The sequence below is a fragment of the Gordonia sp. C13 genome, assembly GCF_023218005.1.
Taxonomy (GTDB): Bacteria; Actinomycetota; Actinomycetes; order Mycobacteriales; family Mycobacteriaceae; genus Gordonia; species Gordonia namibiensis.
The window spans coordinates 38,251-64,915 of the sequence record NZ_JALPSY010000030.1; the positions used below are offsets into that span (position 1 = coordinate 38,251).

The following is a 26,665-nucleotide window of genomic DNA, read 5'->3' on the forward strand; positions in this document are numbered from 1 at the left end:
TCAGCGCAGGCGCGCCGCGGCTTCGGCGACCGCGAGATGCGGGGCGCCCAGCAACTGCGACGACGCCTGCGCGCGTTTGAAGTACAGCTGGATGTCGTGCTCCCAGGTGATGCCGATGCCGCCGTGCAACTGGATGGCCTCGCCGGTGATGCGCCGGTAGGCATCCGAGCAGTACACATGGGCGGCGAGAGCCAGGTCGGACGCCTCGGGATCGTCGACGGCGACCGCGGCGACCGCCGCACGAGAGATCGAACGAGCGGTCTCGACGAGCACGTACATGTCGGCCATACGGTGCTTGAGCGCTTGGAACGAGCCGACGGTGCGGCCGAACTGCTTGCGTGACTTGGTGTACTCGACGGTGAGGTCGAGGGCGCGCTGGGCGCCGCCGACCTGCTCGGCGGACAGCAGAGCCCACCCCAGCGTCCGCAGGCGTGCGGCGAGGTCGGCAGGTGCGGGGATCGCGGTGGACGCGACCTCGTCGAACCGCACCGAGGCCAGCGCACGCGTCGGATCGAGGAGCGGCATCGGAGACACCGTGACGCCGGCGGCATCGGCGGCGACCGAGTGCAACGTGACCGGTTCACCGGGACCCGACGCCAACACCAGGAAGGTGTCCGCGGATTCGGCATCGACGACGAAATGCGCGGTGCCGGACAGCAAGCCGGCGTCGGCGCGCACGCCCGGGGTCTCCCAGCCGCGTTCGCCGGCCCAGCACAACGCGGCCGTCTGCTCTCCGGCGGCCAGCGCGGGGAGCAGCTGCGACGCGGTGTCGTCGTCCTGCGCCAGCAGGATCGCACCGGTCGCCAGCACCGACGACCCGAAGGCGGGCACCGGACTCAGGGTCGCGCCGAGTTCTTCGAGCACAGCGGCCGATTCGGCCCACGACGCCCCGGCACCGCCGGCGTCCTCGGGGATGGGGAGCGCCGCGACACCGATCTCGGTGCACAGCGTCTCCCACAGGCCGCGGTCGACGCGGCCGGGCGAGGCCATGGCCTTGCGCACCGAGGCGGTGTCACCGCGGCGTCGTAGGAGGTCGCGCACCGCCTCGGCCAGTGCCTCACGTTCCTCGGCGGAGATCGCGAGAGTCTCGGTGGTCACAGTGTCTCCAGGATGCGTCGACGATGGACTGCGGGCGACCCCCAGGCGGACAGGAGCGCGCGGGTCTTGGTGATGTACAGCGAGATGTCGTGTTCGGCGGTGTAACCGATCGCACCGAGCACCTGCAGCGAGCGGCGGGCCGACAGGTGTGCGGCGTCGGCCGCCGCGACCTTGGCCGCCGAGACATCTCGCGACACGTTGGTGCCTTCGGGCACCTGGCCGTCGATGCCCAGCGCCGCGGCGTGGACCAGGGGGCGGGCCATCTCGAGTGCGATGGCCACATCGGCGAGGTGGTGCTTCACGGCCTGGAAGGAGCCGATCGGCCGACCGAACTGCTTGCGGGACTGCGCATATTCGCTGGCGAGGCCGAGCATCGCCTGACCGAGTCCGAGGAGTTCGGCGGCGGTGGCGAGTGCGCCGGCGTCGACGGCGTCGGACGGGTCGACCCCGGTGGCCAGGGTCTTGTCCGGAGCCACCCGCGACAGTGTGCGAGTGGTGTCCACCGACGGTTCGGTGCTGAGCACGGTGGCCGTCGACAGTACGCCGTCCTCGACGACGTACACGTCCGCGGACTCGACATCGGGGGCCAGCGGCTGCAGCGGGGCGATGGCACAGGTTGCCAGCCGTCCCTCGGCGAGATCCTGCAGGGGGCCGTTCACGTCGGCGTCGCGCAGCAGGATCGGCAAGACGGCAACGCTTTCCACGATCGGTCCGGGTGCGCAGTGACGTCCGAGCTGTTCGACGGCGACGACCATCTCGACGGCGCCGGCACTGCTGCCGCCGTGGGATTCGTCGATGAGGAGACCACTGATCCCGGCGTCGGCGAGCTGGGAGTAGACCTTGGTCACCGCGGCCCGGTCACCGGCCGCCCATGCTCGCGCCGCGGCGGGCATGTCGGCTTTGCCGAGCATGGCGTCGACGGTGGCGGCGAGGTCCGTGTGGATGTCGGAGAGTTGGAAGTCCATGTGGTATCAGCGATCTCCGCGAGGAAGGCCGAGGAGTCGCTCGGCGATGACATTGCGTTGGATCTCGTTGGTGCCGGCGTAGATCGGGCCGGACAGGGAGAACAGGTAGCCGTCCATCCAGGCGTCGTCGAGTTCGGCGTCCGGTCCCTGTAGATCGAGGGCGGTCTCGTGGGCGGCGATGTCCCACTGCGACCAGAAGACCTTGTTGATCGAGGACTCCATGCCGAGCTGCCCGCCTGCCGAGAGCCGGCTCACGGTGTGCCAGGTCGACAACTCATAGGCACGTGCCCCGATCCAGGCGTCGGCGACCCGCGCATCGGTGTTGGCCGTCGAGGGCACCTCGTTCCGCTTCGACCGCCACAGTTCGACGAGGCGGTCGGTGGTGGCGAGGAAGCGGCCCGGCGCCCGCAGCGACAGTCCGCGCTCGTTGGCGGCGGTGCTCATCGCCACCTTCCAGCCGTTGTCGACCTCGCCGATGACCCCGGACTCGCCGGGGTTCGCCGGGTCATCGGGCACGAAGACGTTCTCCAGGAACAGTTCTGCGAAACCGGCTTCACCGTCGAGCTGCGCGATGGGACGGACGGTGACGCCCTCGGCACGCAGGTCGAACATGAAGTAGGTGAGGCCCTTGTGTCGCTGGGCCTCCTTGTCGGTGCGGAAGAGGCCGAAGGCACGGTCGGCGAAACTCGATCGGGAACTCCACGTCTTCTGGCCGTTCAACAGCCAGCCACCGTCGGTGCGGACCGCGGTCGACCGGAGCGAGGCGAGATCGCTGCCTGCCTCCGGCTCGCTCCAGGCCTGGCCCCAGATGTCGTCGGCGCGCGCCATCCGCGGCATGATCCGTTCCAGCTGAGCGGGATTCGCATGTTCGAAGAGGGTCGGGGCGAGGAGGAAGATGCCGTTCTGGCTGACGCGGCCCGGTGCGCCCGACCGGTAGTACTCCTCCTCGAAGATCACCCAGTGGAGGAGGGGAGCGTCGCGGCCGCCGTACTCCTCGGGCCAACTGACGACCGACATGCGGTCGGCCGCCATCGTGCGCTCCCACTCACGGTGCGCCTCGAAACCCTCCGCGGTGTCCATGGACGGGAGGGGTTCGCGCGGTACGTGTTCGGCCAGCCAGGAGCGGACCTCGGCGCGGAACTGCTCGGCTGCGTCGTCGAAGAAAAGGTCCATGTCAGCTACCCGATCCCGGACCGGCGGAAGCCTTCATGGACTTGGCATCCATCCCACCGAGCGAATCGCCGCCCGACGCCTCGGCATTGGCCGAGTGCGCGAAGTGGTGCCAACCGAAGACGGAGTCCATGGAGTTGCGCAGGCCCATCTGGTCCTCGCAGATGTTGACGGCCTTCTTGCTGAGGAACAGCCCCTGCATCGGCATCGTGACCGCCTTCTCGGCGATCTCGTTCACCTTGGTCTCCAGCTGATCCCGCGGCACGACGTGGTTGACCATGCCCCAGTCGGCGGCCTGCGTGGCGGTGAATCGCTCACCGGTGAACAGGATCTCCTTGGCCCGTCTGGTGCCGAGGGCGTATGCGTGCGCGAAGTACTCGACGCCCGGGATGCCCATCCGTGCGACCGGATCGGAGAAGAACGCGTCGTCGGCGGCGACGATGAAGTCGCAGATCCAGGCCAGCATCAGTCCGCCGGCGATGCAGGCGCCGTGGACCTGGGCGATCAGTGGCTTGGGGATGTCGCGCCAGCGGCGGCACATCCCCATGTACACCTCCATCTCGCGGGCGAGACGTTGATCGGCGCCGGTCTTGTCGGTGTGATCCCAGTGCAGGACCGCGGCGTTCTCGTAGTAGGTGTCGAAGTCGCGCTCCGGGGTGCCGATGTCATGGCCGGCCGAGAAGTGCTTGCCGTTCGCGCGCAGGACGATGACCTTCACGGACGTGTCCTCGACGGCCTTGCGGAAGGCGGCGTCGAGCGAATACGTCATGACCGAGTTCTGCGCGTTGCGGTACTCGGGACGGTTCAGTGTCACGTAGGCGACGGCACCTTCGGGGCCGCCGACCTCATAGGCGACCGGAGAGGTGTCCGGGCCGAGATCGTCGGGTCCGAGTGCGGGCGGGATGGCGGCATCACTCATGCCCACGAGCCTAACCTAGCAAGTGCTTGGTTGGTAGTGGGTGGGCCTCAGGGGACGACGATCGTCCCGCTGCAGCCCGTCGACGGCACGCTCCACAACGCATTGCGGTTCGTCGCGCCGAAGGTGACGTCGACCCGGCCCTTGCCGATCGTCTTCACCGGGATGACGAAGTAGTGGACACCCTGATACGGCGGGTTCACCCTGGTGTTGCTGACCTTCGACCCGCGCTTGCCGGTGGACAGGTTGTGCCAGTCCATCCGCAACGACGACTGGTAGCCGCCGGGGAAATAGCTGGGGAAGTCCGCGGCGATGTAGGCGTTGCCGCCGTAGGTGCTGACGATGGCGCGTCGCACCATGAACGGGAGGTCGACGATGTTCGGGCTCGGGCCGATGCAGTTGGAGACCGGGAACTCGCGTGCCGCCTCGGCTTGTCCCGTGCCGGCGAGGCCGAGTCCTGCCGCGGCCGTGATCGACAGGGCCGCCGCGGCCAGCCTGGTGAACGTCTTCGTCCGGACCATGTTCGAACTCCTCGTTGTCGTGGGAACTCTTCGGCCGGCGGCCGACTTCCGGCGATTGTCGCGAACATGGCGGGTGCTCGTCACCGAGTAGGGAAAATCGTGTCGGTCAAACGGTGGAGCTCCGGGTGGTAGACCAGCTCCAGTGTCCGGCCGTCGAGCACGGTGCTGTCGAGAAGTTCGAGGTCGATGCCCTCGACGCCGCCGAAGACCGGCGCGCTGCCGTATCTGCCGGTGAGAACCGGGAACACGGAGACGACGATGCGGTCGACGAGACCGGCTGCCAACAGGCTGCGGTTCAGCGAGAGGCTGCCGTGCGAGCGGAGGGGCACGTCGGATTCGTCCTTGAGTTGCCGGACGATCTCGACGCCGTCACCGCTCGCGACCGTCGCGTCCGGCCATCCGCTCGTGTCGGTGATGGTCGACGACACCACGGTCGTGGGCATGTTCCGCATGGACTGCACCCACGGGTCGAAGAACTCGGAGTCCTCGTCGGCTGCCGCGGTCATCGCCACGAACTCCCGGAACGTCTTCGCGCCGAACACCATTCGGTGCGGATCGGCGAACTGTCGGGCGCGGTGGTCCAGTAGTTCCGGACCCTGTTTGCCCCAATACCCGCCCCAGTCGCCCGGTTCCTCGTAGGAGCCGAAGCCGTCGAGGCTGGTGAAGATGTCGAAGGTGTACGTCGCCCCCATCGTGGTCTCCTCTGCGGTTCTCGGAAACCGGCCGCAGGAGTTCACGGTCGGCACACAGAGGCAGACCCGGTGCCGCAGCGGAACTCATCGCAGATGCGCGGAGATCTGTTCGGCCGCTGCGCGGGTGGCGTCGGCGATCGACTGCAGATCCGCGACGTCCAGGGTCGAGTTCGGGCACGCGACCATCGCGGCGACGACCCGTCCCGTGTGGTCGAAGATCGGCGCGCCGATGGTCACCACCGGGACGCCCTCCCCGGCACCCGCGTCGAGCTCGTCCGGGAGGTAGTCGATCACCGACAGCTCGGTCAGCAGGTCGCCGACTCGACTCCGCAGGTTTTCCGACATGGTGTCCAGGGAGTTCAGGGCGTCGATGATGGCCGCGTGGTCGTCGGTCATTCGCTCGATCGAGTAGCCGCGTTCGGCGATCACGTCGAGGATCATGCGCAGCCGGGTGCGGGTGGGTTCGGCGGCCTGGGCGATCCAGGCATCGCGTGCCTCGACCGGGTCCCAGGCGACGAACTCGCGGCAGATCGGCGGGCGGATCCGGATGCGGCTGCCGTTGCGCAGCCACGGATGCGGTTCGGAGTCGGCCGCGAGATGCGGGGGGAAGGCGTGCGCCGCGAGCGTGACGATGTCGGCCGAGGATCGGCGGGCCACGAAGAAGGGGATCGAGAAGCGTCCGCACAGGTCGTGCGCGGCGGCCGCGGCCCATCGGTCCAGGTGGTCGGCGTCCGCGGCGGCCCGTGCAAGAGTACGGAATCCGGGGCCGATCCCGTACTTCCCGGTGGCGGGGTCGCGGCTCAGCCAACCGTGTTCGATCAATTCGGCGACGATCGCGTGTGCCGTCGCCCGCGAGAGGGAGGTCTGCCGGACAATCTCGGCGAGGGTCAGCGCCGGCTGATCCGCACCGGCCAGCAGTTCGACGATCTGGACCACGCGCGAGGTCGGCGGCGACGCGGCACGCGACGGTTGACGCGCATCGGAGAGGTCGCCTACGGTCGGTGTCACATTGTCAACACATAGTGTCGAATATTCGACATGTCAAGGGGGGTTGCGCGCGGTGACGAGCACGACCGAAGCGGACGGCGGCAGCGCCGGCGACCGGCAGGCACACCGATCCGGCCGGCACGGGTACGAGTTGTCGCATCTCGCGGCGCTCGAGGCGGAATCCGTGCACATCTTCCGGGAGGTCGCGGCGACCTTCGAGCGTCCGGTGCTGCTGTTCTCCGGGGGCAAGGACTCGGTCGTCATGTTCCACCTCGCCCGCAAGGCGTTCTGGCCCGCTCCGGTCCCGTTCCCTCTGATGCACGTCGACACCGGCCACAACTTCGACGAGGTGATCGCCTACCGCGACCGGGTGGTCGCCGAGACGGGCGTCCGGCTGATCGTGAGTTCGGTTCAGGACGACATCGACGCCGGCCGCGTCGTCGAGCAGACCGGACCCGGCGCGAGCCGCAACCGTCTGCAGACCACGGCGCTGCTTCGTGGTATCACCGAGAACCGCTTCGACGCCGTGTTCGGCGGAGCGCGTCGCGACGAGGAGAAAGCGCGGGCCAAGGAACGGGTCTTCAGCTTCCGGGACGAGTTCGGCGCGTGGAACCCGCGGGACCAGCGTCCCGAACTGTGGCGGCTCTACAACGGACGCCACGCGAAGGGGGAGCACATCCGGGTCTTCCCGCTGTCGAACTGGACCGAACTCGACATCTGGCAGTACATCGCCGCGGAGAGCATCGACCTGCCGTCGATCTACTACGCGCACCAGCGGGAGGTGATCCCCCGCGACGGCATGCTGCTCGCGAAAACCCGCTTCCTGCAGGAACTCCCGGGTGAGGAGGTGCGCACGGAGACGGTCCGCTTCCGGACCGTCGGCGACGCCACCTGCACCGGCTGTGTCCTGTCGACCGCCGACGACGTGAGCAAGGTGATCGAGGAGATCGAGGTGACCCGGCTGACCGAACGCGGGGCCACACGCGCCGACGACCGGATCTCCGAGTCGGGCATGGAGGATCGCAAGAAGGAGGGGTACTTCTGATGAGCGAGGTCAATGCTGCCGGGGGTGCCACCGAGATGTTGCGGCTCGCGACCGCGGGTTCCGTCGACGACGGCAAGTCGACACTGATCGGCCGGTTGCTCTACGACTCGAAGGCGATCTTCACCGACCAGCTCGAGTCGATCGAGCGGACCAGTGCGGAGCGAGGTGACGAGTACGCCAACCTCGCGCTGCTGACCGACGGTCTGCGGGCCGAGCGTGAGCAGGGCATCACGATCGACGTCGCGTACCGCTATTTCGCCACTCCCAGGCGGAAATTCATCATCGCCGACACCCCGGGCCACGTGCAGTACACCCGCAACATGGTGACCGGTGCGTCGACCGCGGACCTGGCGATGATCCTCATCGACGCGCGTAAGGGTGTGCTCGAACAGACCCGGCGGCACGCGTTCCTCTCGACGCTGCTGGGGATCCCGCACCTGACGGTCTGCGTCAACAAGATGGACCTCGTCGACTGGTCGCAGGAACGTTTCGACGAGATCTGCGCCGACTTCATCGATTTCGCGGCCAAGCTGAACGTCGTCGACCTGACCTTCATCCCGATGTCGGCGCTGCGCGGCGACAATGTCGTCGAACAGTCCGCCGCGATGCCGTGGTACGAGGGTCGGCCGCTGCTGAGTCATCTCGAGCACGTCTACATCGCCTCCGACCGCAACCTCATCGACGCGCGTCTGCCGGTGCAGTACGTCATCCGGCCCCAGCGCAGCGACGGCGCCGATCACCGCGCGTACGCGGGTACGGTCGCCGGCGGTGTGTTCAACAAGGGTGACGAGGTCGTGGTGCTGCCGAGCGGTTTCAGCACCACCATCACCGAGATCTGGGGGCCGGGTGGGGCCGGCGTCGACGAGGCGTTCGCATCGATGGCCGTGTCGGTCGAGCTCGCCGACGAGATCGACATCGTGCGCGGGGACATGCTCGCGCGGCCGAACAACCGGCCGTACGTCGGCCGCGACATCGACGCGATGGTCTGTTGGTTCGCCGAGGATGCAGATCTCCGCTCGCACAACCGTTATCAGCTCCTGTGCGGAACGCGACTGACCCGCGCGCAGATCACCGGCCTCAACTACCGGCTGGACGTCAACTCGCTGCACCGCGACGAGAACGCCGAGGCGTTGGCGCTCAACGAGATCGGGCGCGTGACCGTGCACACGCAGGAACCGGTCATGTTCGACTCCTACCGGCGCAACCGGGACACCGGCAGCTTCATCCTCATCGACGAGGCCACCAACCGCACCGTGGGCGCGGGCATGATCACCGCGCCGGTCAGCCACGACAGCCACATCGTCTGGCAGGCCAGCAAGGTCGCCCGCGAACACCGGGCGCACCGCGGTGCCACCATCTGGCTGACCGGACTCTCCGGGTCGGGGAAATCGTCGCTCGCCGTCGAACTCGAACGGCGATTCGTCGCCGAGGGCCGGCCCGCCTACCTGATGGACGGCGACAACCTGCGGCACGGCCTGAACTCCGACCTGGGCTTCTCCGACGACGACCGGCGCGAGAACATCCGCCGCACCAGCGAGGTCGCGGCGCTCTTCGCCGATTCCGGTGCGGTTGCGATCGTGTCGCTGATCAGTCCGTTCGCCGAGGAGCGGCAGCGCGCCCGCGAGATCCACGCCCAACGGGGTCTGCCGTTCTACGAGATCTTCGTCGACACCCCGCTCGAGGAGTGCGAGCGCCGGGACCCGAAGGGGTTGTACGGCAAGGCCCGCCGTGGCGAGATCAGCCAGTTCACCGGTATCGACTCGCCGTATGAACGACCGGCCGACGCCGAACTCGTCATCACCCCCGAGGACGGCGCGCCCGCCGATGTCGCCGACATGGTTCTCCGTAACCTGGGACTCTAGAGACGCGGTTGGCCGGGGACGCCCCTGGGTATGCGGCGAGGGATCAGCAGAACCGACCGATCAGCAGTACCGCCAGAGAGGGAACCCCGTGACCGACGATCGAGCACTCGCAGGCGAACTGGCCTCCGCGGCAGGAGAACTCCTCCTGGACATCCGCAAGACCAGCGGGTTGACCGGCAAGGAGCTGGGCAACGCCGGCGACTCGCAGTCCAACGAGTTCCTGCTGCGCAGGCTCGCCGAGGAACGACCCGACGACGCGGTGCTCTCGGAGGAATCGGCGGACGACAAGTCCCGCCTGCAGGCCGAGCGGGTCTGGATCGTCGACCCGGTCGACGGCACGCGTGAGTACGGCACCTACGAGCCGGGCGCGGGCCGCACCGATTGGGCCGTGCACGTGGCGCTGTGGTCGGCGAGCGACGGACTGATCGCCGGTGCGGTGGCACTCCCTGCACTCGGCGTGACGTACGTCGACGACGACACGGTCGTCGAACCCACCGAGGGACTGGCATCGCGCCCGCGCACCGGCGTGCCCCGCGTCGTCGTCAGCTCCTCCCGTCCACCGGCTTTCGCCGACGAGGTCGCCGCCGCGGTCGGGGGTGAGCTGCTGCCGATGGGTTCGGCCGGTGCCAAGGCGATGGCGGTGGTCCGCGGCGAGGCGGACGCCTACGTGCACGCGGGTGGCCAGTACGAGTGGGATTCGGCCGCGCCGGTGGCCGTCGCCCGGGCGAAGGGGCTGTGGTGCGGCCGCATCGACGGCTCGCCGCTCGTCTACAACAACGAAGACACGTACCTGCCCGACCTCGTGATCTGCCGCCCCGAATACGTCGAGTCGATCCTCACCGTCACCACGGAGGGTGCGGGCGGCTGACGAGGTCCCCCGATCGATGTGCTGGGAGGAATCCGAGCGCTCAGTGCGTCAGCACGACCTTGACCACGACGATCACGGTGGCCACCACGGTGACCGCGGCAGCCCCGATCAGCGTCGCGCGACTGGGCCTCTCGTTGTTCAGCCGATCGATGACGAAAACCGTTCCGCCGATACGTAAGAGGATCACGATCTCCGCGGCGAGCTGAGCGGTGCGCGGATCGATCCAGCCGATCCACGCCATCGCCAGGATGAGGCACGGGACCGACGCGGAGGACAGGATCGGCACCGAGTCCCGCAGATGGTGGAGCATCGTCTTCATCGTCGGGTGGATGGCGCCCTCGTGCACTCGCCGCCCCACCGCCTCGGCGAAGACATGCGCGACGAAGGTCGACAGTGCGGTGCCGAGCAAGATCAGGATGCCGACGAAGTCGTCGTTGAGGTGCAGCGGGATGAGTGCGGCCAGGATCAGGATGTTGCCGTAGATGTAGGCGCTGATTCGCGGTGCCGCGTGCTCACGGTCCAGCGGATTGCTGCGGGAGAACAACGGGCCGTGCAGCAGTGTCCACGGGCGATCGGTCATGGACAACGAAAGTATCAGCGTGTGGGCACGAGCTCATCGATAACGTCGGCGACTTTGTCGTCGAGTCGGGTGAGGCAGACCGTCGCGGCCACGGTGGCGACCTGGTCGGCGTTCGACTTGACCCCGAGGGCTGCCACGGCGGCGGCACGCCCCTCGTCCTCGAGTGCGCGGTAGTCGCGGCAGCTCAGGGTCTTGGCATCACCGGCATCGGCGGAGCCCGTCGTCGACCGGGGTGCGTCGGTCGACGGCCGGGCGGCCGAGCTGTCGGCGATGCTCGGCGCGATCTCTTCGGCGGTCGGCGCGGGGCTCGTCAGCCCAGCCGAGGTCTGTCCCGAGGCAGTCGTCGGCGACGCGGGTTCGGCGTCGTCGGACGAGCAACCGGCCAGCGGCACCGACAATGCGACAGCACCGGCGAGCAGGGCGGAACGGAACAGACGTGCGCGGGACATGACGCAACCTCTCTGGGTGTTCGGGTCTGGGTGTTCGGGACCGGCGGATTCGGGTCCGGCGATTCGGGTCTGGGGGTTCGACGGTACTGCCGGGGGGGCGAGCGGTGCTAGCGCCTGAGTCCGGACAGCACCCCGGAGATGGCGGACCGGATGTCGTCGAGTTCGATACGCATCAGGTCGTCGGCGGACAGGGAGGCGAGGTCGCCGGCGTTGCTGAGCCGGAATTCGCGTTCCTCCTCGGCCGCCTCGACGATGTTGCGGATGAAGCGACCGTTACCGGCCAGGTCGGTGGCCCGACGCGTACCACCGTCGTGTTCGCGAACATCGTGGTAGACCGGCGCGCACGCCAGCTCCAGCTCGGCGACCGCCTCCGGCGTGAGGACCGAATCTCGTTTGCGGGCGATGAATTCGCCGATCTGCGCGAGCTCCTGCGGGGTGTAGGAGTCGAACCGGACGCGACGGGCGAAGCGCGACGAGAGTCCGTCGTTGGCGGCGAGGAAGCGGTCGATCTCGGAGTCGTAGCCGGCGATGATGACGACCAGGCGGTCGCGGTCGTCTTCCATCCGCGCCAGGAGGGTGTCGACCGCCTCGCGGCCGAACGCATCGCCGCCGGACAGGCCCTTCTGGATCAGGGTGTACGCCTCGTCGATGAAGAGCACGCCGTCCATGGCCGAGTCGATGAGCGCCGACGTCTTGATGGCGGTGGAGCCGAGGTGCTCGCCGACCAGGTCCCGGCGGGTCGCCTCGACGACCTTGTCGGTTTTGATGAAGCCGAGTCCGCAGTAGATCTTGGCGACGATCCGGGCGACCGTCGTCTTGCCGGTACCGGGCGGGCCGGTGAAGGCCAGGTGCAGGCTGCGTGCCGACGTCGAGAGCCCGCGGTCGGCGCGGACCCGGGCGAGGGTGGCCGCCGACTGCAGCTTCGCGACCTGCTGCTTGACCGACTCGAGGCCGATCTGCTCGCCGAGCTCGCGCTGGGCGTCGGTCACCAGCTCGTTCTCGACACCGCCGCCCGCAGCGTCCGACGGCACCAGGGTCTCGGCCCGGTTCGGCACCGAGGCGGGGTCCCAGCGGTCGGTGCGTGCGGCGATCTGCTCGGGGGTCGTGACGGCCAGGCGGACCGACGGGGACTGCAGCGCCTGCGCCGCTGCGGAGTGGGCGGGGTTGCGCGCGTAGACCTGCTCGAGCATGGCCTTTGCCTTCTCCTCATGGCCCTGCTCGCGGAGCGCCAGCGCGTAGGCGAACATCGCGCTCGTCGAGCAGGCGGCGATCGGACCGTCGATCGCGTTCTGCAGACGCCGCATACCCTCGCCGAGCATTCCCAGACTCACGCACGCCGACCCGGCCATGAAGTCGGCCGCGGCCTGCATGACCGTGTCGCCCCACCGGTCCGAGCGGGTGAGGGCGGTCAGCACGTCGGGCCACCGCTGGGTCTTGTAGTGGAGGTGGGCGCGGACGAAGTCCACGATCGGTAACCGATGGGCGGGCGGGATCTCGTCGAGCGCCTCCTCGGCGCCGGTGTAATCCGCGCCGCGGACCAGGCTGGACGCATAGGCGGCGGTGGCGTCGACCGCGGTGACCGCCGGGTAGTCGATGTACAGCCCGGTGTCCCATCGACCGGCGATGGTGCCCGGTGGAAGGCCGAGGCGTCGCTGTTCGGCACCGATCGTGGCGCGTGAGCGATACAGACCCAGCAGCACCTCATCGCTCTTGTCGCCGCACGCGAGCCGCCCGATCCAGGCGTCACCGAGCGAGGGGTCCCACTCGGTTGCGCGGGTGAACGCCTTGGCTGCCTGCGCGGGATTGTTGATGGGTTCTTGACCGTCGACCGGGATGTTCAAGGACAGGACACCCAGTTCGAAGAGTGCCCTCGCCTTGCGGACATCGGCCATCTCGTCCCCCTGTGTCAACGTCGTCCCCCGCGCGGCGTCGGCGTGCCTGCACCCCCGCGCACGTCCCGCGCACTGCGCGGCTCGAGTGAACAGACTATCCCGAGACAGGCCCGATCCCCGGAACAGATCTCCCAGGGGAGGACCCGTCGAACACCTGATGGTCTGCCCCGTCGCCTCCAACCACCCGGGCCCGCCTAGACTTGTCACCGTGAGTGCCCAGGTGGATACCGTCTCAGCCGCTTCCTCGACCCCGGATCATCCGCAACCGTTCCGCGAACTCGGACTCAAGGACGACGAGTACGCGCGGATCCGCGAGATCCTGGGCCGTCGACCCACCGACGCCGAGCTCGCCATGTACTCGGTCATGTGGTCCGAGCACTGCAGCTACAAGTCGTCGAAGGTCCACCTCCGGTACTTCGGGGAGACCACCACCGAGGAGATGCGGGCCAACATGCTCGCCGGTATCGGTGAGAACGCCGGCGTCGTCGACGTGGGCGATGGATGGGCGGTGACCTTCAAGGTCGAGTCGCACAACCACCCCAGCTACGTCGAGCCCTACCAGGGCGCGGCGACCGGTGTCGGCGGCATCGTCCGCGACATCATGGCGATGGGCGCGCGCCCGATCGCGGTCATGGACCAGCTGCGCTTCGGCCCGGCCGACGCCCCTGACACCCGACGCGTCGTCGACGGCGTGGTGCGCGGTGTGGGCGGCTACGGCAACTCCCTGGGCCTGCCCAACATCGGTGGCGAGACCGTCTTCGACGCCAGCTACGCGGGCAACCCGCTGGTCAACGCGCTCTGCGCGGGCGTCCTCCGAACCGAGGACCTGCATCTGGCGTTCGCCTCGGGCACGGGCAACAAGATCATCCTGTTCGGTGCGCGCACCGGTCTCGACGGCATCGGCGGCGTCTCCGTGCTGGCGTCGGAGACCTTCGACGACGACGAGAACGCGGGCCCGAGTCGCAAAAAGCTCCCCAGCGTCCAGGTCGGCGACCCGTTCACCGAGAAGGTGCTCATCGAGTGCTGCCTCGAGCTCTACCACGCCGGACTCGTGGTGGGCATCCAGGACCTCGGCGGTGCCGGATTGTCCTGCGCCACCAGCGAACTCGCGGCCGCCGGCGACGGTGGCATGCACATCGACCTGGAGAAGGTACCGATGCGCGCCGAGGGCATGACCCCGGCCGAGGTGCTCTCCAGCGAGTCGCAGGAACGCATGTGCGCGGTCGTCGCCCCCGACAACGTCGACGCCTTCCTCGAGGTGTGCAAGAAGTGGGACGTGCTGGCGACCGTGATCGGCGAGGTCACCGACGGTGATCATCTGGTCATCACCTGGCACGGCGAGACCGTCGTCGACGTGCCGCCGCGCACCGTCGCCCACGATGGCCCGGTCTACGAGCGCCCCGTGGCACGTCCGGACTGGCAGGACACCGTGGTCGCCTCGACCACCGAGCCGCTGAAGCGCCCGAGCACCCCGGATCAGCTGCGCGAGACCCTGCTACAGATGCTGGCCAGCCCCGCGCTGTGCAGCCGCAAGTTCATCACCGACCAGTACGACCGCTACGTGCGCGGCAACACCGTCCTGGCCGAGCACGCCGACTCCGGCATGATCCGCATCGACGAGAAGACCGGGCGCGGAATCGCGCTGGCGACCGACGCGTCGGGCCGCTACACCTTCCTCGACCCGTACCGCGGTGCGCAGCTGGCCCTGGCCGAGGCCTACCGCAACGTCGCAGTCTCGGGTGCGACGCCCAAGGCGGTCACCAACTGCCTCAACTTCGGCTCGCCGGAGGACCCGGCGGTCATGTGGCAGTTCCAGCAGGCGGTCCGCGGACTCGCCGACGGCTGTGCGCAACTGGGCATCCCGGTCACCGGCGGCAACGTGAGCTTCTACAACCAGACCGGTGCGACCGCGATCCTCCCGACGCCGGTCATCGGTGTCCTCGGTGTGATCGACGACGTCCATCGTCGTATCCCGACGGGCTTCGGCACCGAGCCGGGTGAGACGCTGATCCTCCTCGGCGAGACCCGCGACGAGTTCGACGGCTCGATCTGGGCGCAGGTCGCCTACGACCACCTCGGTGGCGTGCCGCCGGAGGTCGACCTCGAGCGTGAGCGTCTGCTGTCGGAGATCTTGACCGCCGCGTCGCGCGACGGGTTGATCTCGGCCGCACACGATCTCAGCGAGGGCGGTCTCATCCAGACCGTCGTCGAGGCGGCGCTGGCCGGGGAGACCGGTTGCCGCCTGCTGCTGCCCGAGGATGCCGACCCCTTCGTCTGGCTGTTCTCCGAATCCGCCGGACGCGTGCTGGTCGCAGTGCCGCGCACCGAGGAGTCCCGCTTCTCCGCCATGCTCGACGCCCGCGGCATGCCGTGGACGCGCATTGGCGTGGTCGATCAGGGCAGCGACGAGGTCGAGGTCCAGGACTACTTCTCGGTGCCGCTCGCCGAGCTGCGCGAAGTGCACGAGGCGACGCTGCCGCGTCTCTTCGGCGACACCGCGTAGCAAGCAGAGTTGTTGTAGCGCGCAACGTTCCCCTGCGGGAACGTTGCGCGTATACCGTTGGAAGCAATCTGGTTCACCGGCCCGACGAACGCGATCAGGGTCGGTTACGCTCCTTGGGTTCTCAGTGAGAGTCGAAAGGGCGCAGATGAGCTATCCCCACGATCCGAACCAGCCGCCGAACTACGGCGCTGCGCCCGGCTATGGACAGCAGCCGTACGGCGCGTACACGCCCGGTCCCGAGCCCGACAACAACCTCGTGTGGGCGATTCTGTCGACGGTGCTGTGCTGTCTGCCCCTGGGGATCGTGGCCATCGTCAAGTCCACCTCGGTCAGCAAGCTGTGGGCCGCCGGTGATTTCGCCGGCGCGCAGAAGGCGGCCGACGACGCCAAGAAGTGGGCCATGTGGGGTGCGATCATCGGCATCGTCGGCTCGATCCTCATCGTCGTGGTCTACTTCGTCGTCGCGGTGTTGATCATCGGTGCAAGCGCCACCACGTCCACGTACTGAACGGTTCGAGCGGGCCGTCCTTCGACGGGTGTCGGTCCTCTCGAACCATCGGATCCTCGGTCCGGCGACCGTGGTCACCGGGGCCGGGATCTGCTGCGCGGCAGTGCTGCTGGGAGATCCGACCACGCCCGGTGGGTTGCTCCCGGTGTGTCCCACCAAGTTGGTCTTCGGGGTGACCTGTCCGGGCTGCGGTTCGCAGCGTGCGCTGTACTCGCTTCTGCACGGCGATCTCTCTGCGGCGCTGCATTACAACGCGGCCTTCGTACTCGCGATCGGGTTGCTGCTCTTCGTATTCGGCGCCTACTGCCTGCGATTGTGGACCGGTCGGCGAATTCGCGGCTGGCAGAACATGCGTTATTCCGCCGTCGTGGTGCTCGTCGCCGTGGTCGCCTGGTTCGTCGTCCGGAACATCCCGGTGGAACCGTTCTGGTCCCTACACGTCTGACGGGCCGCGGCGCCCGGTGCGCCGGACCCACCGGACCAGCCGTGACCCGCCGGGACCGGCGGCATCGAGATCGAGCGCGGCAAGCCCCTCCGGGTCGTCGGTGGTGATCTGGTCGACCCGTAACTCCAGCAGCCGTCGGATATCCGGGACCGAACGAGATCCGACGCGGGTCACCGTGTAACCGTCGACGAGCCGGCCGTGGCGGTGGAAGGCGTCGACGAGATCGAAGCCTCTCCGGTCGGCGGCAAGGATCAGGCGGTTCTCCAGATAGACCATCTCCGCGTCCGGTGACGCGGCGAGCGCACGCGCGACGAAACCGGCGAAATCGCCGGACCGGATCGCCGCGTCGGCGGCGCCGTGATGGCAGGGGTCGTACCCGATGCGGATCCCAGGGGCCGCCGACGTCAGCCGCGCCACGGCCGCCGCATCGCCGCAGGACAGGATGTAGTGCGAAGCCAGCGGCTCGACGCTACGCGCGAAGATGTCCACGGCCCGCGGATCGAGCGCGGCGTCGTCCTCCTTGAAGTCGAGCTGGAGGATCGACGACGGTGCGATGTCGATGCTCGAGAACAGTTCGGTGAGGTCCTCGAGCAGCAGGACCGGTTCGTCGAGGGCCCTTCCTTGGTTGTCGCGCAGGGACAGTCCGCGGAGGTAGGCCGCGGGTAGCGCCGAGATCGCCCCGGTTCCGGTGGTGGCGTGATCGACGGCGCGGTCGTGCAGGATCGCGAAACCGCGGTCGGCGTGAATGATCAGATCCACCTCGATGCTCGCGCCCAGCCGCATCCCCTCCATGATGCGAGAAGCGGTGAAGGCCGGGTCGTCGGCGCGACGGCGCCCGCGGTGCCACTTGAGCATGGTCCGGTGCCCGTCGAAGTCGACGTACAGAGGCGGACGCGCCGGATCGGGCGCTGATGGTGTGCTCGTCTGGGACATCGTCTTCCGAGACTAGTCCCGGTAGGGTCTGGCAGATGGCGGCCTTCTCGATGCCCAGATGGGTCGGTGCGGTGACGATGGCCGAGTCGGCCGGATTCCTCATCCCGGTCGCCGGGTTCGCGATCTCCGCCATCACCGGGCTCCCGGTTGGATGGGCCTGGCTGCTCATGGTCGTGTGTGGGGCCGGCGAGGGCGCGCTGCTCGGTGTCGGTCAGGCGGTCGCTCTCCGCGGGACGTCGTGGCAGGTCCCGTCCGCGCGATGGGTTCCGGCGACCGCGGTCGGCGCCATGATCGCCTGGTCGTTGGGGATGGCGCCGTCGAGTCTCGTCGATCTGGGTGTCGACATCGACCTCGGGAATCCCCTCACCTGGGTCGTGGCCGGCGCGGGCGCCGTGGCGCTGCTGATCAGCATTCCCTCGGCGCAGTACGTCGTTCTTCGGAACCGAATCCCCCACGCATGGCAGTGGATACCGGTGAACGTGGTCGCCTGGACGGTGGGACTGGTCTTCACCTTCCTGCCCGGTCCGTTCATCGACGAGTCCACCCCCGGTGCCACGATGGCGGTCGCCTTCGCACTGGCCGGAATCTGCATGGCCGCGACCGTCGCGGTGGTCACCGGACTCTGGTTGCGGTCCCGACCTGTTCTCGTCGAACCGGCACCGCACAGTTGAAACGTGTTCTAGTTTGAGGGCATGACTCTGCGCGTGGTCGAGTGGTCGACCGGAACCGTCGGAAGACATGCGATCGCCGGGATCGACGCCCGTCCCGACCTCGAACTCGTCGGGGTCTGGGTGTCGAGTCCGGACAAGGTCGGGAAGGACGCCGGAGAACTGGCGGGTCTCGGTCGTGAGCTCGGCGTCGCCGCGACCGACGACCGGGACGCACTGATCGCCCTGAGACCCGACTGCATCGTCCACACCGCGATGACCGACGACCGCGTCATGGAGTCGATCGAGGACCTGATCTTCTTCGTGGAGAACGGGATCAACGTGGTGTCGAGCGGGCCGGTGGTGCTGCAGTTCCCGCAGGGAATCCTGCCCGATTCGCTACTGGAGCGGATCGCCGCGGCGGGACGCACCGGCGGGGCGAGTCTGCACGTCAACGGTATCGATCCTGGCTTCGCCAATGACGTTCTGCCGCTGTCGATGACGAGTCTGTCGCAGCGGATCGACGAGGTTCGGTGCCAGGAGATCGCCGACTACTCGACCTATTACCAGCCGGTCGTCATGCGGGACCTGTTCGGCTTCGGACAACCCATGGACACCACGCCGTTGTTGCTGTCGCCCGGCATCCTGTCGATGGGCTGGGGCAGCGTGGTGCGACAGATCGCCGCCGGCCTCGGCCTCTCCCTCGACGAGCCACTCGTCGAACGGGTCGAGCGGGTCGAGGCGGACCGCGACTACTCGACGGTGTCGGTGGAGATCCCGAAGGGGACCATGGCGGCGCTGCGGTTCGAGGTCGCCGGCCAGGTCGACGGTGTGGATCGTGTTGTGCTGGAACACTACACACGCACGCATGCCGATCAATGCCCGGATTGGCCGACGCCGCATGAGGGTGACGGCTGCTATCGGATAGCGATCTCCGGCGAACCGGAGATGACCGTCGAGTTCGGCCATCACGGGGAGAACGGCGACCACAACGTCTCCGGGATGATCGTCACGGCCATGCGGCTGGTCAATTCGGTTGCCGCGGTGGTCGATGCAAAGCCCGGCTTGGTGACCGCCCTGGATCTGCCGCTCATCACCGGTCGTGGTCTGGTGGCGCGAGGGTAGTGCTCACACCTCCCATGTGTGGACGGGTTCGCCCTCGTGCATGAGGGTCACGTAGTCGGCGAGCATGCCGGTCAGTGCGGCCGACCGGCTGTCGCCGGCCTTCTCCCGGGCGGCGACGGACTCACGCTGCCACACCGAACCGGTCCGGCGGTTGACGCAGCGTCCCTCGATCACCGACAGGTACCGCTTGCGGGCCTTGTCCGAGACCCCGTATGCGCGAAGGCCTTTCTCGGCGAGGGTCAGCAGGCGACGGAGCACGAGTTCATCCGGTCGTACCCAGCCGACGTCGGGCCAGTAGAGCTGCGACTCCATGCCGAAATGCGCACCGGACTGCAGGTTCTCGGCGGCCGCGTTGAACGACATCTGTGACCACAGCGGCCGGTCGGCCTCGACCAGCCCGCGGACCACCCCGTAGTAGAAGGCGGCGTTGGCCATCGTGTCGACGACCGTCGGTCCGGCGGGGAGCACCCTGTTCTCGACACGAAGATGTGCCTGGCCCTCATGGATGTCGTAGACGGGCCGATTCCAGCGGTAGACCGTGCCGTTGTGCAGTCGCAGTTCGTCGAGCATCGGGATACGTCCGGCGTCGAGTTCGGCCAGGGGGTCGACGTCGGTCGAGACGGGTAGGAGAGCGGGGAAGTAGCGCGTGTTCTCCTCGAACAGGTCGAAGATGGTGTTGATCCAACGTTCGCCGAACCAGACGCGCGGGCGTACGCCCTGGTTCTTCAGCTCCAACGGCCGGGTGTCGGTGGCCTGCTCGAACACCGGGATACGGCTTTCGTGCCACAGCGCGGTCTCGGCGAGGAACGGGGAGTTGCCGGCCAGCGCCACCTGGATCCCGGAGATGGCCTGGGCGGCATTCCAATGCGCCGCAAAGTCTTCCGGGGCCACCCTCAGGTGCAACTGCAGCGAGGTGCAGGCGGCTTCGGGGAGGATCGAATCGGTGGACGTGTGGAGGCGTTCGGTGTGATAACCGTCGGCCAGGGGGACGCCGCTGATGTCGATCTCGAGGTCCTCGCCGCGGGCGTTGAAGATCTGCTCGTTCAGCAGGTCGTAGCGAGGGTTGGCCGAGATCCACTGATGGGCAAAGTGTTCGGCCTTCAGCGTCGGCAGCATGCCGATCATCACCAGGTGGTTGTCCGTACGGGCGGCGCGGTCCTCCGCACGGTTCAGTGACGTCCGCAGCGCCTGTTCCAGCGAGATCGTGTCGTCGGTGGTGAAGGGCCGCGGTGACACGTTGATCTCGATGTTGAACTGCCCGAGTTCGGTCTGATAGTCGGGGTCGGCGATCGCCTCGAGGACGGCGGCGTTGGCCATGGCGGGACGCATCTGCTCGTCGACGAGGTTCAGTTCCACCTCCATACCGAGGAGGGGTTTGGGTGGCCGGCCCTGGTCGGTGAACAGCCCTTCGGCCAACATCCGTGCAATCGCGTCGGTCCCGCGACCGACCTGCCGCCGGAACCTCACGCGATCCTCGCCGGTGAACTCCTGCTTGTTCACTTCCGCGCCCATGCGAGACATACTGCCCCAATTCGGGCGCCGTCAACCGGCGTTGCAAGATGACTGACGTGCCCCCGCGTAAGAGACCCGACCCGGCCGAGGTGCGCGCCGCCGTCCTCGCGGTCGCCGACTGGCTCGTCGACGAGTCGGCCCCCACCCCGTCGCGGCCCGCCCTCGCCGCCGCTGTCCGCCTCACGGCCCGCACCCTCGAACACCTCGCCCCGGGCAACTCTGTCGAGGTCCGTGTCCCGCCGTTCGTCGCCGTGCAGTGCATCGAGGGTCCGCGCCACACGCGGGGGACGCCGCCCAACGTCGTCGAGACCTCGCCCCGGACGTGGCTGCTGATGGTGACCGGGCTGCGGACCTACGACGCCGCGCTCGGCGCCGGCGAACTCGACGCATCGGGCCACCGCGCGGACCTGGTCGCAGAGCCGTTGCCACTGGTTCCGCTGGGTCCGGGCCCGTGGAGAAGCCGGTGATCCGCCGAGTGTGATCCGTCACTCCTCGCTCCTGCGTGGAATTACTGCGCTCCGAACGCCGCTGCAAGATTCGCTCTGGAAGGCAACAGGCACGTAAACTCCGAATTGTCTCCCAGCACATTGACGTGTTAACCGATTCGCAGCCCAGGGGAGCTAGTCGATGACTGATCGCTCGATCGCCAACGTGAACCTGCTCGCTCCCACACCGGCGGGCGGATGCTCCGCAGCCGGAGGGTGCGCGCCCGAACCCGCTCCACTGGACCAGCCCGAGAACGAACCGCGCGAGGAGTGCGGCGTATTCGGAGTCTGGGCGCCCGGTGAGGAAGTGGCCAAGCTCACCTACTACGGCCTCTACGCGCTGCAGCATCGCGGGCAGGAAGCGGCGGGCATCGCCGTCGGCGACGGCAGTCAGGTCGTCGTGTTCAAAGACCTGGGCCTCGTCAGCCAGGTGTTCGACGAGCAGACACTGGGTGCGATGAGCGGCCACGTCGCCATCGGACACTGCCGGTACTCCACCACCGGTTCGACCACCTGGGAGAACTCCCAGCCGATCTTCCGCACCACCGATGCCGGCACCGGCGTCGCGCTCGGGCACAACGGAAATCTCGTCAACACCGCCGACCTCGCCGCTCGCGCCCGGGACAAGGGCATCAAGAGCTCGGCGGCGACGTCGGACTCCGATGTCGTCGGTGCTCTCCTGGCACACGGCGCCGCCGACAGCTCGATCGAGCAGGCGGCCATGGAGCTGCTGCCGACCCTCAAGGGCGCCTTCTGCCTGACCTTCATGGACGAGCACACCCTCTATGCGGCGCGTGACCCGCACGGTGTGCGTCCGTTGTCGCTCGGCCGCCTCGACCGCGGCTGGGTCGTCGCATCGGAGACCGCCGCCCTCGACATCGTCGGCGCATCCTTCGTCCGCGACATCGAACCCGGTGAGCTGCTGGCGATCGACGCCGACGGCGTGCGCACCAAGCGCTTCGCCGAGCCGACGCCGAAGGGCTGCGTCTTCGAATACGTCTACCTGGCCCGCCCGGACTCCAACATCCACGGCCGGTCGGTGCACTCCACTCGGGTGGAGATCGGCCGCCGCCTGGCCAAGGAACATCCCGCCGAGGGTGACCTGGTGATCCCGGTGCCGGAGTCGGGTGTACCCGCGGCCGTCGGCTTCGCCCAGGGCTCGGGCATTCCCTACGGCCAGGGCCTGATGAAGAACGCCTACGTGGGCCGCACCTTCATCCAGCCGTCGCAGACGATCCGTCAGCTCGGCATCCGACTCAAGCTGAATCCGCTGCGCGAGGTGATCCGCGGCAAACGTCTCGTCGTCGTCGACGACTCGATCGTGCGCGGCAACACCCAGCGCGCCCTCATCCGCATGCTGCGCGAGGCCGGTGCCGCCGAGGTGCACGTGCGGATCGCCTCCAGCCCCGTGCGCTGGCCCTGCTTCTACGGCATCGACTTCGCCTCCCCGGCGGAACTCATCGCCAACGGTATGGAGTCCGAGGAGGGCATGGTCGAGGGCGTGCGCCAGGCCATCGGCGCCGACTCGCTCGGCTACATCAGCATCGACGAGATGATCGGTGCCACCGAGCAGCCCGCATCGAACCTGTGCGCGGCCTGCTTCGACGGCAAGTACCCGATCGAGCTGCCCAAGGAGACCTCCATGGGCAAGGCGGTTCTGGAGCAGATGCTGGCCTCCGCTGCACACGACGGAACCGTCGACCCGCTGACCAAGCCCAACGACAACGTCAGCGCAGTGATGCGTCCCTGAATTCGGGGGCAAGGCACTCCGGTACCGTGTGATCGTCGGCGAACACGCCGGTAACAACTTTTGACAAGGGGTGCTTGCGGAGATGACGGAGCGGGATGCGGCGGCCGACGAGACGACGGGCGCTACGCCGCAGGCGTCGTACGCGGCGGCCGGAGTCGACATCGACGCCGGTGAACGAGCCGTAGAGCTGATCACCCCGCATGCGAAACGTGCGTCGCGCCCCGAGGTCCTCGGCGGTCTCGGCGGCTTCTCGGGCCTCTTCGCGCTGAAGGGCAACTACCGCGAGCCGGTCCTCGCCGCCGCCAGCGACGGCGTCGGCACCAAGCTCGCCGTCGCGCAGGCCATCGACAAGCACGACACCGTCGGACGCGACCTCGTCGCCATGTGCGTCGACGACCTCGTCGTCTGCGGCGCCGAGCCGCTCTTCCTCCAGGACTACATCGCCGTCGGCAAGGTCGTCCCCGAGACCGTCGCGCAGATCGTCGCCGGCATCGCCGACGGCTGTGTCGAGGCCGGATGTGCACTGCTCGGCGGCGAGACCGCCGAACACCCCGGACTCATGCAGGACAACCATTACGACCTGTCGGCCACCGCCGTCGGCGTCGTCGAGGCCGACAAGGTCCTCGCCCCCGACCGCGTCCGTGCCGGCGACGTCGTCATCGCCATGGGATCGTCGGGTCTGCATTCCAACGGCTACTCGCTCGCCCGCAAGGTGCTGCTCGAGTGGGGCCACATGGATCTCTTCGGCCACGTCGAGGAGTTCGGCCGCTCGCTCGGCGAGGAACTCCTCGAGCCGACCCGCATCTACGCCCGTGACTGCCTCGCGCTGATCGCCGAGGCGGACGTGCGGACCTTCGCACACATCACCGGTGGCGGTCTGGCCGAGAACCTGGCCCGCGTCATCCCGCAGGGCCTCGTGGCCGAACTGGAACGCAACACCTGGACCCCGGCCCCGATCTTCGCTCTCATCCAGCAGCGCGGACGCGTCGAGCAGCTCGAGATGGAGCGCACCTTCAACATGGGTGTCGGCATGGTCGCGGTGGTCGCGCCCGAGGACACCGACCGCGCGCAGGCGGTCCTGACCGCCCGGCACGTCGACAACTGGGTCCTCGGCACCATCAAGCGGTCCAACGACCCCAAGAGCACCGAAGCCGGCTCACGCGTCTCCCTGGTGGGTGAGCACCCGCGCTTCTGAGAGTCACGGGCGCACACCGCCTTCACACGTACGAGAAAGCGGCGGGGACCCTCGGGTTCCCGCCGCTTTCTCGTCGTCAGAGAATGATCGCCACTCCGGTGGACAGCACAGATCAGCGATGCTCATCGCCGGTTGTCACCGCGGTGAGCACCGCTGGAAGTCGAGAAACGACCGCGCACGCATCAGACGGCCGCAGTCACCTGCGGCCGTCTGGTACGTACGAAAACATCAACCCGCGTCACCGCGGGTCCGCTGAGCGGAGAGGTCGTGGTGGGGTGGGATCGGGTGTCGTCGGGGAGACCGGCACCCATGAGTGGCGCGCCTCAGGCGCGGCGCCACTCGTCCTCGTCCAACCACTCATCCACCGGATCCGGACGATCTACCGAGCTGGTCTGCCCGGACAGCTCACGCTGCAGGCTTTCGAGATCGGTGTTCGGAGTGGAGTACTTCAGCTGACGAGCAACCTTCGTCTGCTTTGCCTTTGCCCGGCCGCGGCCCATACGGGACCCCCTCGCAAAATGACGGGGCGGCCAACGATTTGGCGGCCCCGTTCTCTTGAAGTAATTCTGTCGTGCTGCCCAGTCTAGCGCGCCTTCAGGACTTGTGTGCCGCGCCCTGCCTCGCCGCGCCGCCCGATCTCTCCACCTTGCCCAGAATCCGCTGCGCCTCGCGACGGACCTTGACCGGCAGATCGTCGGCGGCGAGCAGTGTCCTGATCGACTCGGGGTCGGCGTCGACGAGCAGTTGTCGGACCCGGACGCCATGGTCGGGACGGTGGATCACCGTCACCGAATCGCCCGCGGCTACCGTGCCCGGTTGGAGAACGCGCAGGTAGGCACCGAAATCGGCCTGGTCCATGAACCTCTTCACCCACCTGGGCTCATCCGCCCAGACCGCGAAGGTCCGGCACGGTACGCGAGGGATGGTGGTCTCGAGGAGGAGCCCGTCGTCACCGACCTGCCAGCGCTCACCCACGAAGGCGTCGGTGACGTCGATCCCGTCGATCCGCAGGTTCTCGCCGAACCAGCCGTAAGGAAGCTCACGTCCGAGTTCGTCGGACCAGCGTTGCGCGTCGGGTTCGGCGTAGGCGTACACCGCCTGATCGACGCCGCCGTGATATCTACGGTTGCGTTGATGGTCGGCGACCAGACCCAGCTCGTGCACCTCGGCACGGCCGGCCAGCGGCCGCTTGTCGATCGCGGAGGGTCCGATCTTGTCGAGGACGACATCTCGGCCGGCCGCGCAGACGGCCAGCACTGTTCCGGTGTCCACGCGTCAGCTACCCGGGGTGACCGAGCCGCTGCGCAGCCGTTCGACAGCGGCGCGACCGGCCTGGACGCGATCGTCCTCGCGGATGGAGTCCGGGTCGATGCGTGCGCTCACCGGCTCCTCGGTCCCGATCGTCAGTTCGACGTCCGCACCGACGTTGCGCTTGACGAGCGCGAGAGCGATGGGACCCCACTCGTAGTGATCGATGACGGTGCCGAGGCGGCCGACGGTGCGGCCGGCGGCGGTGACCGGATCGCCGGTCGTCGGACGCTGATCCGAGCTCCCGTCGAGATGCAGCAGTACCAGGCGTCGTGGCGACTTGCCGAGGTTGTGGACCCGGGCCACCGTCTCCTGGCCGCGATAGCAGCCCTTGTCGAGATGGACGGCGCCCTGATCGGCCGGACCACCGATCCAGTCGACCTCGTGCGGGATCGTCCGCTCGTCGGTATCGGCGCCGAGGCGCGGACGGCGGGCCGCGACACGCAGCGCGTCGTACGCCCAACTGCCGGCCATCCGGGCACCGGCCTCGACGAGTGCGTCCCACCAGCGCAACAGGACGAACTCGGGCAGCACGAGGTCGACGACGGGCAGGTCGCGGTTCTCGCCGAGCGGCGGCATCCGTCGCCAGAAGCCGAGCGGCTCGTCCTCGTGGTGCGTCTCGGGCAGATTGCCCGCCTGGTAGACGTCCGCGTCGGCGGGGATCTCGAGGGGCTCGGCAACGGGTCCGGTCACCGCACCCGGACCGACGAGGGTGAGGACCCTCATGTCGGTCCGCGGGGCCGGCTGCGCCTTCGCCCAGAACACCATCTTGGCGAGGAATCCGGCGAGGGCCTCACCGCGTGCACCCTCGGTGTCGACCCAGGTGATGCCGTCGATGTCGGTCATGACGAAGTGCTCCTCGACGCGACCGTTGGCGTCGAGAGACAGGTTCTCCGCGCTACGGCGGTCGGGGAGTGCGGCGATGTGCTGGCTAGAGATGGTGTGCAGCCAGCTCAGGCGCTCCTCGCCGGGGATCTCGATGACGGCGCGGTCTGAACGATCGACGACGATGACCCCGGTGGCGGCGGCTCTCTGTTCCCCGAGTGGATCACCGAAGTGCCACGGGGTCTCCGATGAGTGGAACTCTCCGGGGCCGGGGACCGCCCCGCCCTTGGAATGCCTGGTCAGGATGGGTGAACGGCTCACGGTTCGATTCTACGGGTCGGTCGCGCACCAGGGGTGTGGAGCAGGGGTCGGGGGCTCGTGGGA

26 protein-coding genes are annotated in these 26,665 nt (G+C 68.2%); 11 read left to right on the top strand and 15 right to left on the bottom strand.

Going from position 1 to position 26,665, the window contains the following annotated elements; all coding sequences use genetic code 11:
* From M1L58_RS19760 to M1L58_RS19790, 7 genes are all read right to left on the bottom strand, one after another.
* Positions 1-1,098: an acyl-CoA dehydrogenase family protein gene (locus M1L58_RS19760; protein WP_248660180.1), complete on the bottom strand. Its 1,098-nt coding sequence runs from the start codon at positions 1,096-1,098 to the stop codon at positions 1-3.
* On the bottom strand, positions 1,095-2,063 hold the full coding sequence (locus M1L58_RS19765) for an acyl-CoA dehydrogenase family protein (protein ID WP_006865379.1): 969 nt from the start codon (positions 2,061-2,063) through the stop codon (positions 1,095-1,097). Before M1L58_RS19765 ends, M1L58_RS19760 begins: the two co-directional genes overlap by 4 nt.
* A gap of 6 nt (positions 2,064-2,069) precedes the next feature.
* Positions 2,070-3,236: an acyl-CoA dehydrogenase family protein gene (locus tag M1L58_RS19770; RefSeq protein WP_006865378.1), complete on the bottom strand. Its 1,167-nt coding sequence runs from the start codon at positions 3,234-3,236 to the stop codon at positions 2,070-2,072.
* A gap of 1 nt (position 3,237) precedes the next feature.
* Entirely contained in the window at positions 3,238-4,152 is a 915-nt protein-coding gene (locus M1L58_RS19775; RefSeq protein ID WP_248660181.1) for an enoyl-CoA hydratase, read from the bottom strand.
* 47 nt (positions 4,153-4,199) lie between these two features.
* The gene (locus M1L58_RS19780) at positions 4,200-4,670 is read right to left on the bottom strand and encodes a hypothetical protein (protein ID WP_248660182.1); all 471 of its coding nucleotides are present in this window, start codon (positions 4,668-4,670) and stop codon (positions 4,200-4,202) included.
* An 80-nt stretch (positions 4,671-4,750) separates the two neighbouring features.
* A complete protein-coding gene (locus M1L58_RS19785) occupies positions 4,751-5,362 on the bottom strand; it encodes a dihydrofolate reductase family protein (RefSeq protein ID WP_248660183.1) in 612 nt (203 codons plus the stop codon).
* Positions 5,363-5,446: 84 nt separating this feature from the next.
* Entirely contained in the window at positions 5,447-6,370 is a 924-nt protein-coding gene (locus tag M1L58_RS19790; RefSeq protein WP_248660184.1) for an IclR family transcriptional regulator, read from the bottom strand.
* Positions 6,371-6,422: 52 nt separating this feature from the next.
* On the opposite strand from M1L58_RS19790, the gene cysD reads away from it, so the two are divergent.
* From cysD to M1L58_RS19805, 3 genes are all read left to right on the top strand, one after another.
* Entirely contained in the window at positions 6,423-7,394 is a 972-nt protein-coding gene (cysD, locus tag M1L58_RS19795; protein WP_006865373.1) for a sulfate adenylyltransferase subunit CysD, read from the top strand.
* Positions 7,394-9,256 carry an adenylyl-sulfate kinase gene (gene cysC / locus M1L58_RS19800; protein WP_248660185.1) on the top strand — a complete coding sequence of 621 codons (1,863 nt, stop codon included), beginning with the start codon at positions 7,394-7,396 and terminating at the stop codon, positions 9,254-9,256. The genes cysD and cysC overlap by 1 nt, the downstream gene beginning before the upstream one ends.
* Positions 9,257-9,344: 88 nt before the next feature.
* Entirely contained in the window at positions 9,345-10,124 is a 780-nt protein-coding gene (locus M1L58_RS19805; RefSeq protein ID WP_248660186.1) for a 3'(2'),5'-bisphosphate nucleotidase CysQ, read from the top strand.
* Positions 10,125-10,164: 40 nt separating this feature from the next.
* Here M1L58_RS19805 and M1L58_RS19810 read toward each other — a convergent pair whose 3' ends face one another.
* The 3 genes from M1L58_RS19810 to eccA all read right to left on the bottom strand — a co-directional run bounded on the left by M1L58_RS19810 (position 10,165) and on the right by eccA (position 13,045).
* Positions 10,165-10,704, bottom strand: a complete 540-nt coding sequence (locus M1L58_RS19810; RefSeq protein WP_006865370.1) for a hypothetical protein — start codon at positions 10,702-10,704, stop codon at positions 10,165-10,167.
* 14 nt (positions 10,705-10,718) lie between these two features.
* Entirely contained in the window at positions 10,719-11,153 is a 435-nt protein-coding gene (locus M1L58_RS19815; protein ID WP_248660187.1) for a hypothetical protein, read from the bottom strand.
* 107 nt (positions 11,154-11,260) lie between these two features.
* The gene (eccA, locus tag M1L58_RS19820; RefSeq protein ID WP_248660188.1) at positions 11,261-13,045 is read right to left on the bottom strand and encodes a type VII secretion AAA-ATPase EccA; all 1,785 of its coding nucleotides are present in this window, start codon (positions 13,043-13,045) and stop codon (positions 11,261-11,263) included.
* 157 nt (positions 13,046-13,202) lie between these two features.
* On the opposite strand from eccA, the gene purL reads away from it, so the two are divergent.
* From purL to M1L58_RS19835, 3 genes are all read left to right on the top strand, one after another.
* Positions 13,203-15,548 (top strand): phosphoribosylformylglycinamidine synthase subunit PurL, encoded by a 2,346-nt coding sequence (gene purL, locus M1L58_RS19825; RefSeq protein WP_248660189.1) that lies wholly within the window; start codon positions 13,203-13,205, stop codon positions 15,546-15,548.
* 145 nt (positions 15,549-15,693) lie between these two features.
* Positions 15,694-16,056 carry a CD225/dispanin family protein gene (locus M1L58_RS19830; RefSeq protein ID WP_248660190.1) on the top strand — a complete coding sequence of 121 codons (363 nt, stop codon included), beginning with the start codon at positions 15,694-15,696 and terminating at the stop codon, positions 16,054-16,056.
* Between the two features lie 28 nt (positions 16,057-16,084).
* Positions 16,085-16,501 carry a DUF2752 domain-containing protein gene (locus M1L58_RS19835; RefSeq protein ID WP_248660191.1) on the top strand — a complete coding sequence of 139 codons (417 nt, stop codon included), beginning with the start codon at positions 16,085-16,087 and terminating at the stop codon, positions 16,499-16,501.
* On the opposite strand, the gene M1L58_RS19840 is transcribed toward M1L58_RS19835, so the two are convergent.
* The gene (locus M1L58_RS19840) at positions 16,490-17,434 is read right to left on the bottom strand and encodes a glycerophosphodiester phosphodiesterase (RefSeq protein ID WP_248660192.1); all 945 of its coding nucleotides are present in this window, start codon (positions 17,432-17,434) and stop codon (positions 16,490-16,492) included. The two genes, M1L58_RS19835 and M1L58_RS19840, sit on opposite strands and share 12 nt — an antisense overlap.
* Positions 17,435-17,469: 35 nt before the next feature.
* Between M1L58_RS19840 and M1L58_RS19845 the strand changes: the two genes are divergently transcribed.
* Positions 17,470-18,105 carry a hypothetical protein gene (locus tag M1L58_RS19845; protein ID WP_248660193.1) on the top strand — a complete coding sequence of 212 codons (636 nt, stop codon included), beginning with the start codon at positions 17,470-17,472 and terminating at the stop codon, positions 18,103-18,105.
* A 21-nt stretch (positions 18,106-18,126) separates the two neighbouring features.
* Positions 18,127-19,206, top strand: coding sequence for an NAD(P)H-dependent amine dehydrogenase family protein (locus M1L58_RS19850; protein WP_248660194.1), 1,080 nt, complete (start codon positions 18,127-18,129; stop codon positions 19,204-19,206).
* Between the two features lie 3 nt (positions 19,207-19,209).
* Here the strand turns inward: M1L58_RS19850 and M1L58_RS19855 are convergent, their stop codons facing one another.
* Positions 19,210-20,718: a glutamate--cysteine ligase gene (locus M1L58_RS19855; protein ID WP_248660195.1), complete on the bottom strand. Its 1,509-nt coding sequence runs from the start codon at positions 20,716-20,718 to the stop codon at positions 19,210-19,212.
* Positions 20,719-20,765: 47 nt separating this feature from the next.
* Here M1L58_RS19855 and M1L58_RS19860 point away from each other — a divergent pair, with 47 nt between their 5' ends.
* From M1L58_RS19860 to purM, 3 genes are all read left to right on the top strand, one after another.
* The gene (locus M1L58_RS19860; protein ID WP_248660196.1) at positions 20,766-21,185 is read left to right on the top strand and encodes a sterol carrier family protein; all 420 of its coding nucleotides are present in this window, start codon (positions 20,766-20,768) and stop codon (positions 21,183-21,185) included.
* A 160-nt stretch (positions 21,186-21,345) separates the two neighbouring features.
* On the top strand, positions 21,346-22,953 hold the full coding sequence (gene purF / locus M1L58_RS19865; protein ID WP_006865359.1) for an amidophosphoribosyltransferase: 1,608 nt from the start codon (positions 21,346-21,348) through the stop codon (positions 22,951-22,953).
* 82 nt (positions 22,954-23,035) lie between these two features.
* Positions 23,036-24,148, top strand: a complete 1,113-nt coding sequence (gene purM / locus M1L58_RS19870) for a phosphoribosylformylglycinamidine cyclo-ligase (protein ID WP_006865358.1) — start codon at positions 23,036-23,038, stop codon at positions 24,146-24,148.
* Between the two features lie 323 nt (positions 24,149-24,471).
* Here the strand turns inward: purM and M1L58_RS19875 are convergent, their stop codons facing one another.
* From M1L58_RS19875 to ygfZ, 3 genes are all read right to left on the bottom strand, one after another.
* Positions 24,472-24,648 (bottom strand): DUF3073 domain-containing protein, encoded by a 177-nt coding sequence (locus M1L58_RS19875; protein ID WP_005194294.1) that lies wholly within the window; start codon positions 24,646-24,648, stop codon positions 24,472-24,474.
* Positions 24,649-24,742: 94 nt separating this feature from the next.
* The gene (locus M1L58_RS19880; protein WP_248660197.1) at positions 24,743-25,420 is read right to left on the bottom strand and encodes an MOSC domain-containing protein; all 678 of its coding nucleotides are present in this window, start codon (positions 25,418-25,420) and stop codon (positions 24,743-24,745) included.
* 3 nt (positions 25,421-25,423) lie between these two features.
* Positions 25,424-26,602 (bottom strand): CAF17-like 4Fe-4S cluster assembly/insertion protein YgfZ, encoded by a 1,179-nt coding sequence (gene ygfZ / locus M1L58_RS19885; protein ID WP_248660198.1) that lies wholly within the window; start codon positions 26,600-26,602, stop codon positions 25,424-25,426.
* Positions 26,603-26,665: the final 63 nt, after the last annotated feature.

Excerpts from the sequence above, each read along its gene's own strand:
- M1L58_RS19765 (WP_006865379.1), bottom strand. The coding sequence starts at position 2,063 with ATGGACTTCCAACTCTCCGACATCCACACGGACCTCGCCGCCACCGTC.
- M1L58_RS19770 (WP_006865378.1), bottom strand. The coding sequence starts at position 3,236 with ATGGACCTTTTCTTCGACGACGCAGCCGAGCAGTTCCGCGCCGAGGTC.
- M1L58_RS19775 (WP_248660181.1), bottom strand. The coding sequence starts at position 4,152 with ATGAGTGATGCCGCCATCCCGCCCGCACTCGGACCCGACGATCTCGGC.
- M1L58_RS19780 (WP_248660182.1), bottom strand. The coding sequence starts at position 4,670 with ATGGTCCGGACGAAGACGTTCACCAGGCTGGCCGCGGCGGCCCTGTCG.
- M1L58_RS19785 (WP_248660183.1), bottom strand. The coding sequence starts at position 5,362 with ATGGGGGCGACGTACACCTTCGACATCTTCACCAGCCTCGACGGCTTC.
- cysC (WP_248660185.1), top strand. The coding sequence starts at position 7,394 with ATGAGCGAGGTCAATGCTGCCGGGGGTGCCACCGAGATGTTGCGGCTC.
- M1L58_RS19810 (WP_006865370.1), bottom strand. The coding sequence starts at position 10,704 with ATGACCGATCGCCCGTGGACACTGCTGCACGGCCCGTTGTTCTCCCGC.
- M1L58_RS19815 (WP_248660187.1), bottom strand. The coding sequence starts at position 11,153 with ATGTCCCGCGCACGTCTGTTCCGTTCCGCCCTGCTCGCCGGTGCTGTC.
- eccA (WP_248660188.1), bottom strand. The coding sequence starts at position 13,045 with ATGGCCGATGTCCGCAAGGCGAGGGCACTCTTCGAACTGGGTGTCCTG.
- purL (WP_248660189.1), top strand. The coding sequence starts at position 13,203 with ATGGTCTGCCCCGTCGCCTCCAACCACCCGGGCCCGCCTAGACTTGTC.
- M1L58_RS19830 (WP_248660190.1), top strand. The coding sequence starts at position 15,694 with ATGAGCTATCCCCACGATCCGAACCAGCCGCCGAACTACGGCGCTGCG.
- M1L58_RS19840 (WP_248660192.1), bottom strand. The coding sequence starts at position 17,434 with ATGTCCCAGACGAGCACACCATCAGCGCCCGATCCGGCGCGTCCGCCT.
- M1L58_RS19845 (WP_248660193.1), top strand. The coding sequence starts at position 17,470 with ATGGCGGCCTTCTCGATGCCCAGATGGGTCGGTGCGGTGACGATGGCC.
- M1L58_RS19850 (WP_248660194.1), top strand. The coding sequence starts at position 18,127 with ATGACTCTGCGCGTGGTCGAGTGGTCGACCGGAACCGTCGGAAGACAT.
- M1L58_RS19855 (WP_248660195.1), bottom strand. The coding sequence starts at position 20,718 with ATGGGCGCGGAAGTGAACAAGCAGGAGTTCACCGGCGAGGATCGCGTG.
- M1L58_RS19860 (WP_248660196.1), top strand. The coding sequence starts at position 20,766 with ATGACTGACGTGCCCCCGCGTAAGAGACCCGACCCGGCCGAGGTGCGC.
- purF (WP_006865359.1), top strand. The coding sequence starts at position 21,346 with ATGACTGATCGCTCGATCGCCAACGTGAACCTGCTCGCTCCCACACCG.
- purM (WP_006865358.1), top strand. The coding sequence starts at position 23,036 with ATGACGGAGCGGGATGCGGCGGCCGACGAGACGACGGGCGCTACGCCG.
- M1L58_RS19875 (WP_005194294.1), bottom strand. The coding sequence starts at position 24,648 with ATGGGCCGCGGCCGGGCAAAGGCAAAGCAGACGAAGGTTGCTCGTCAG.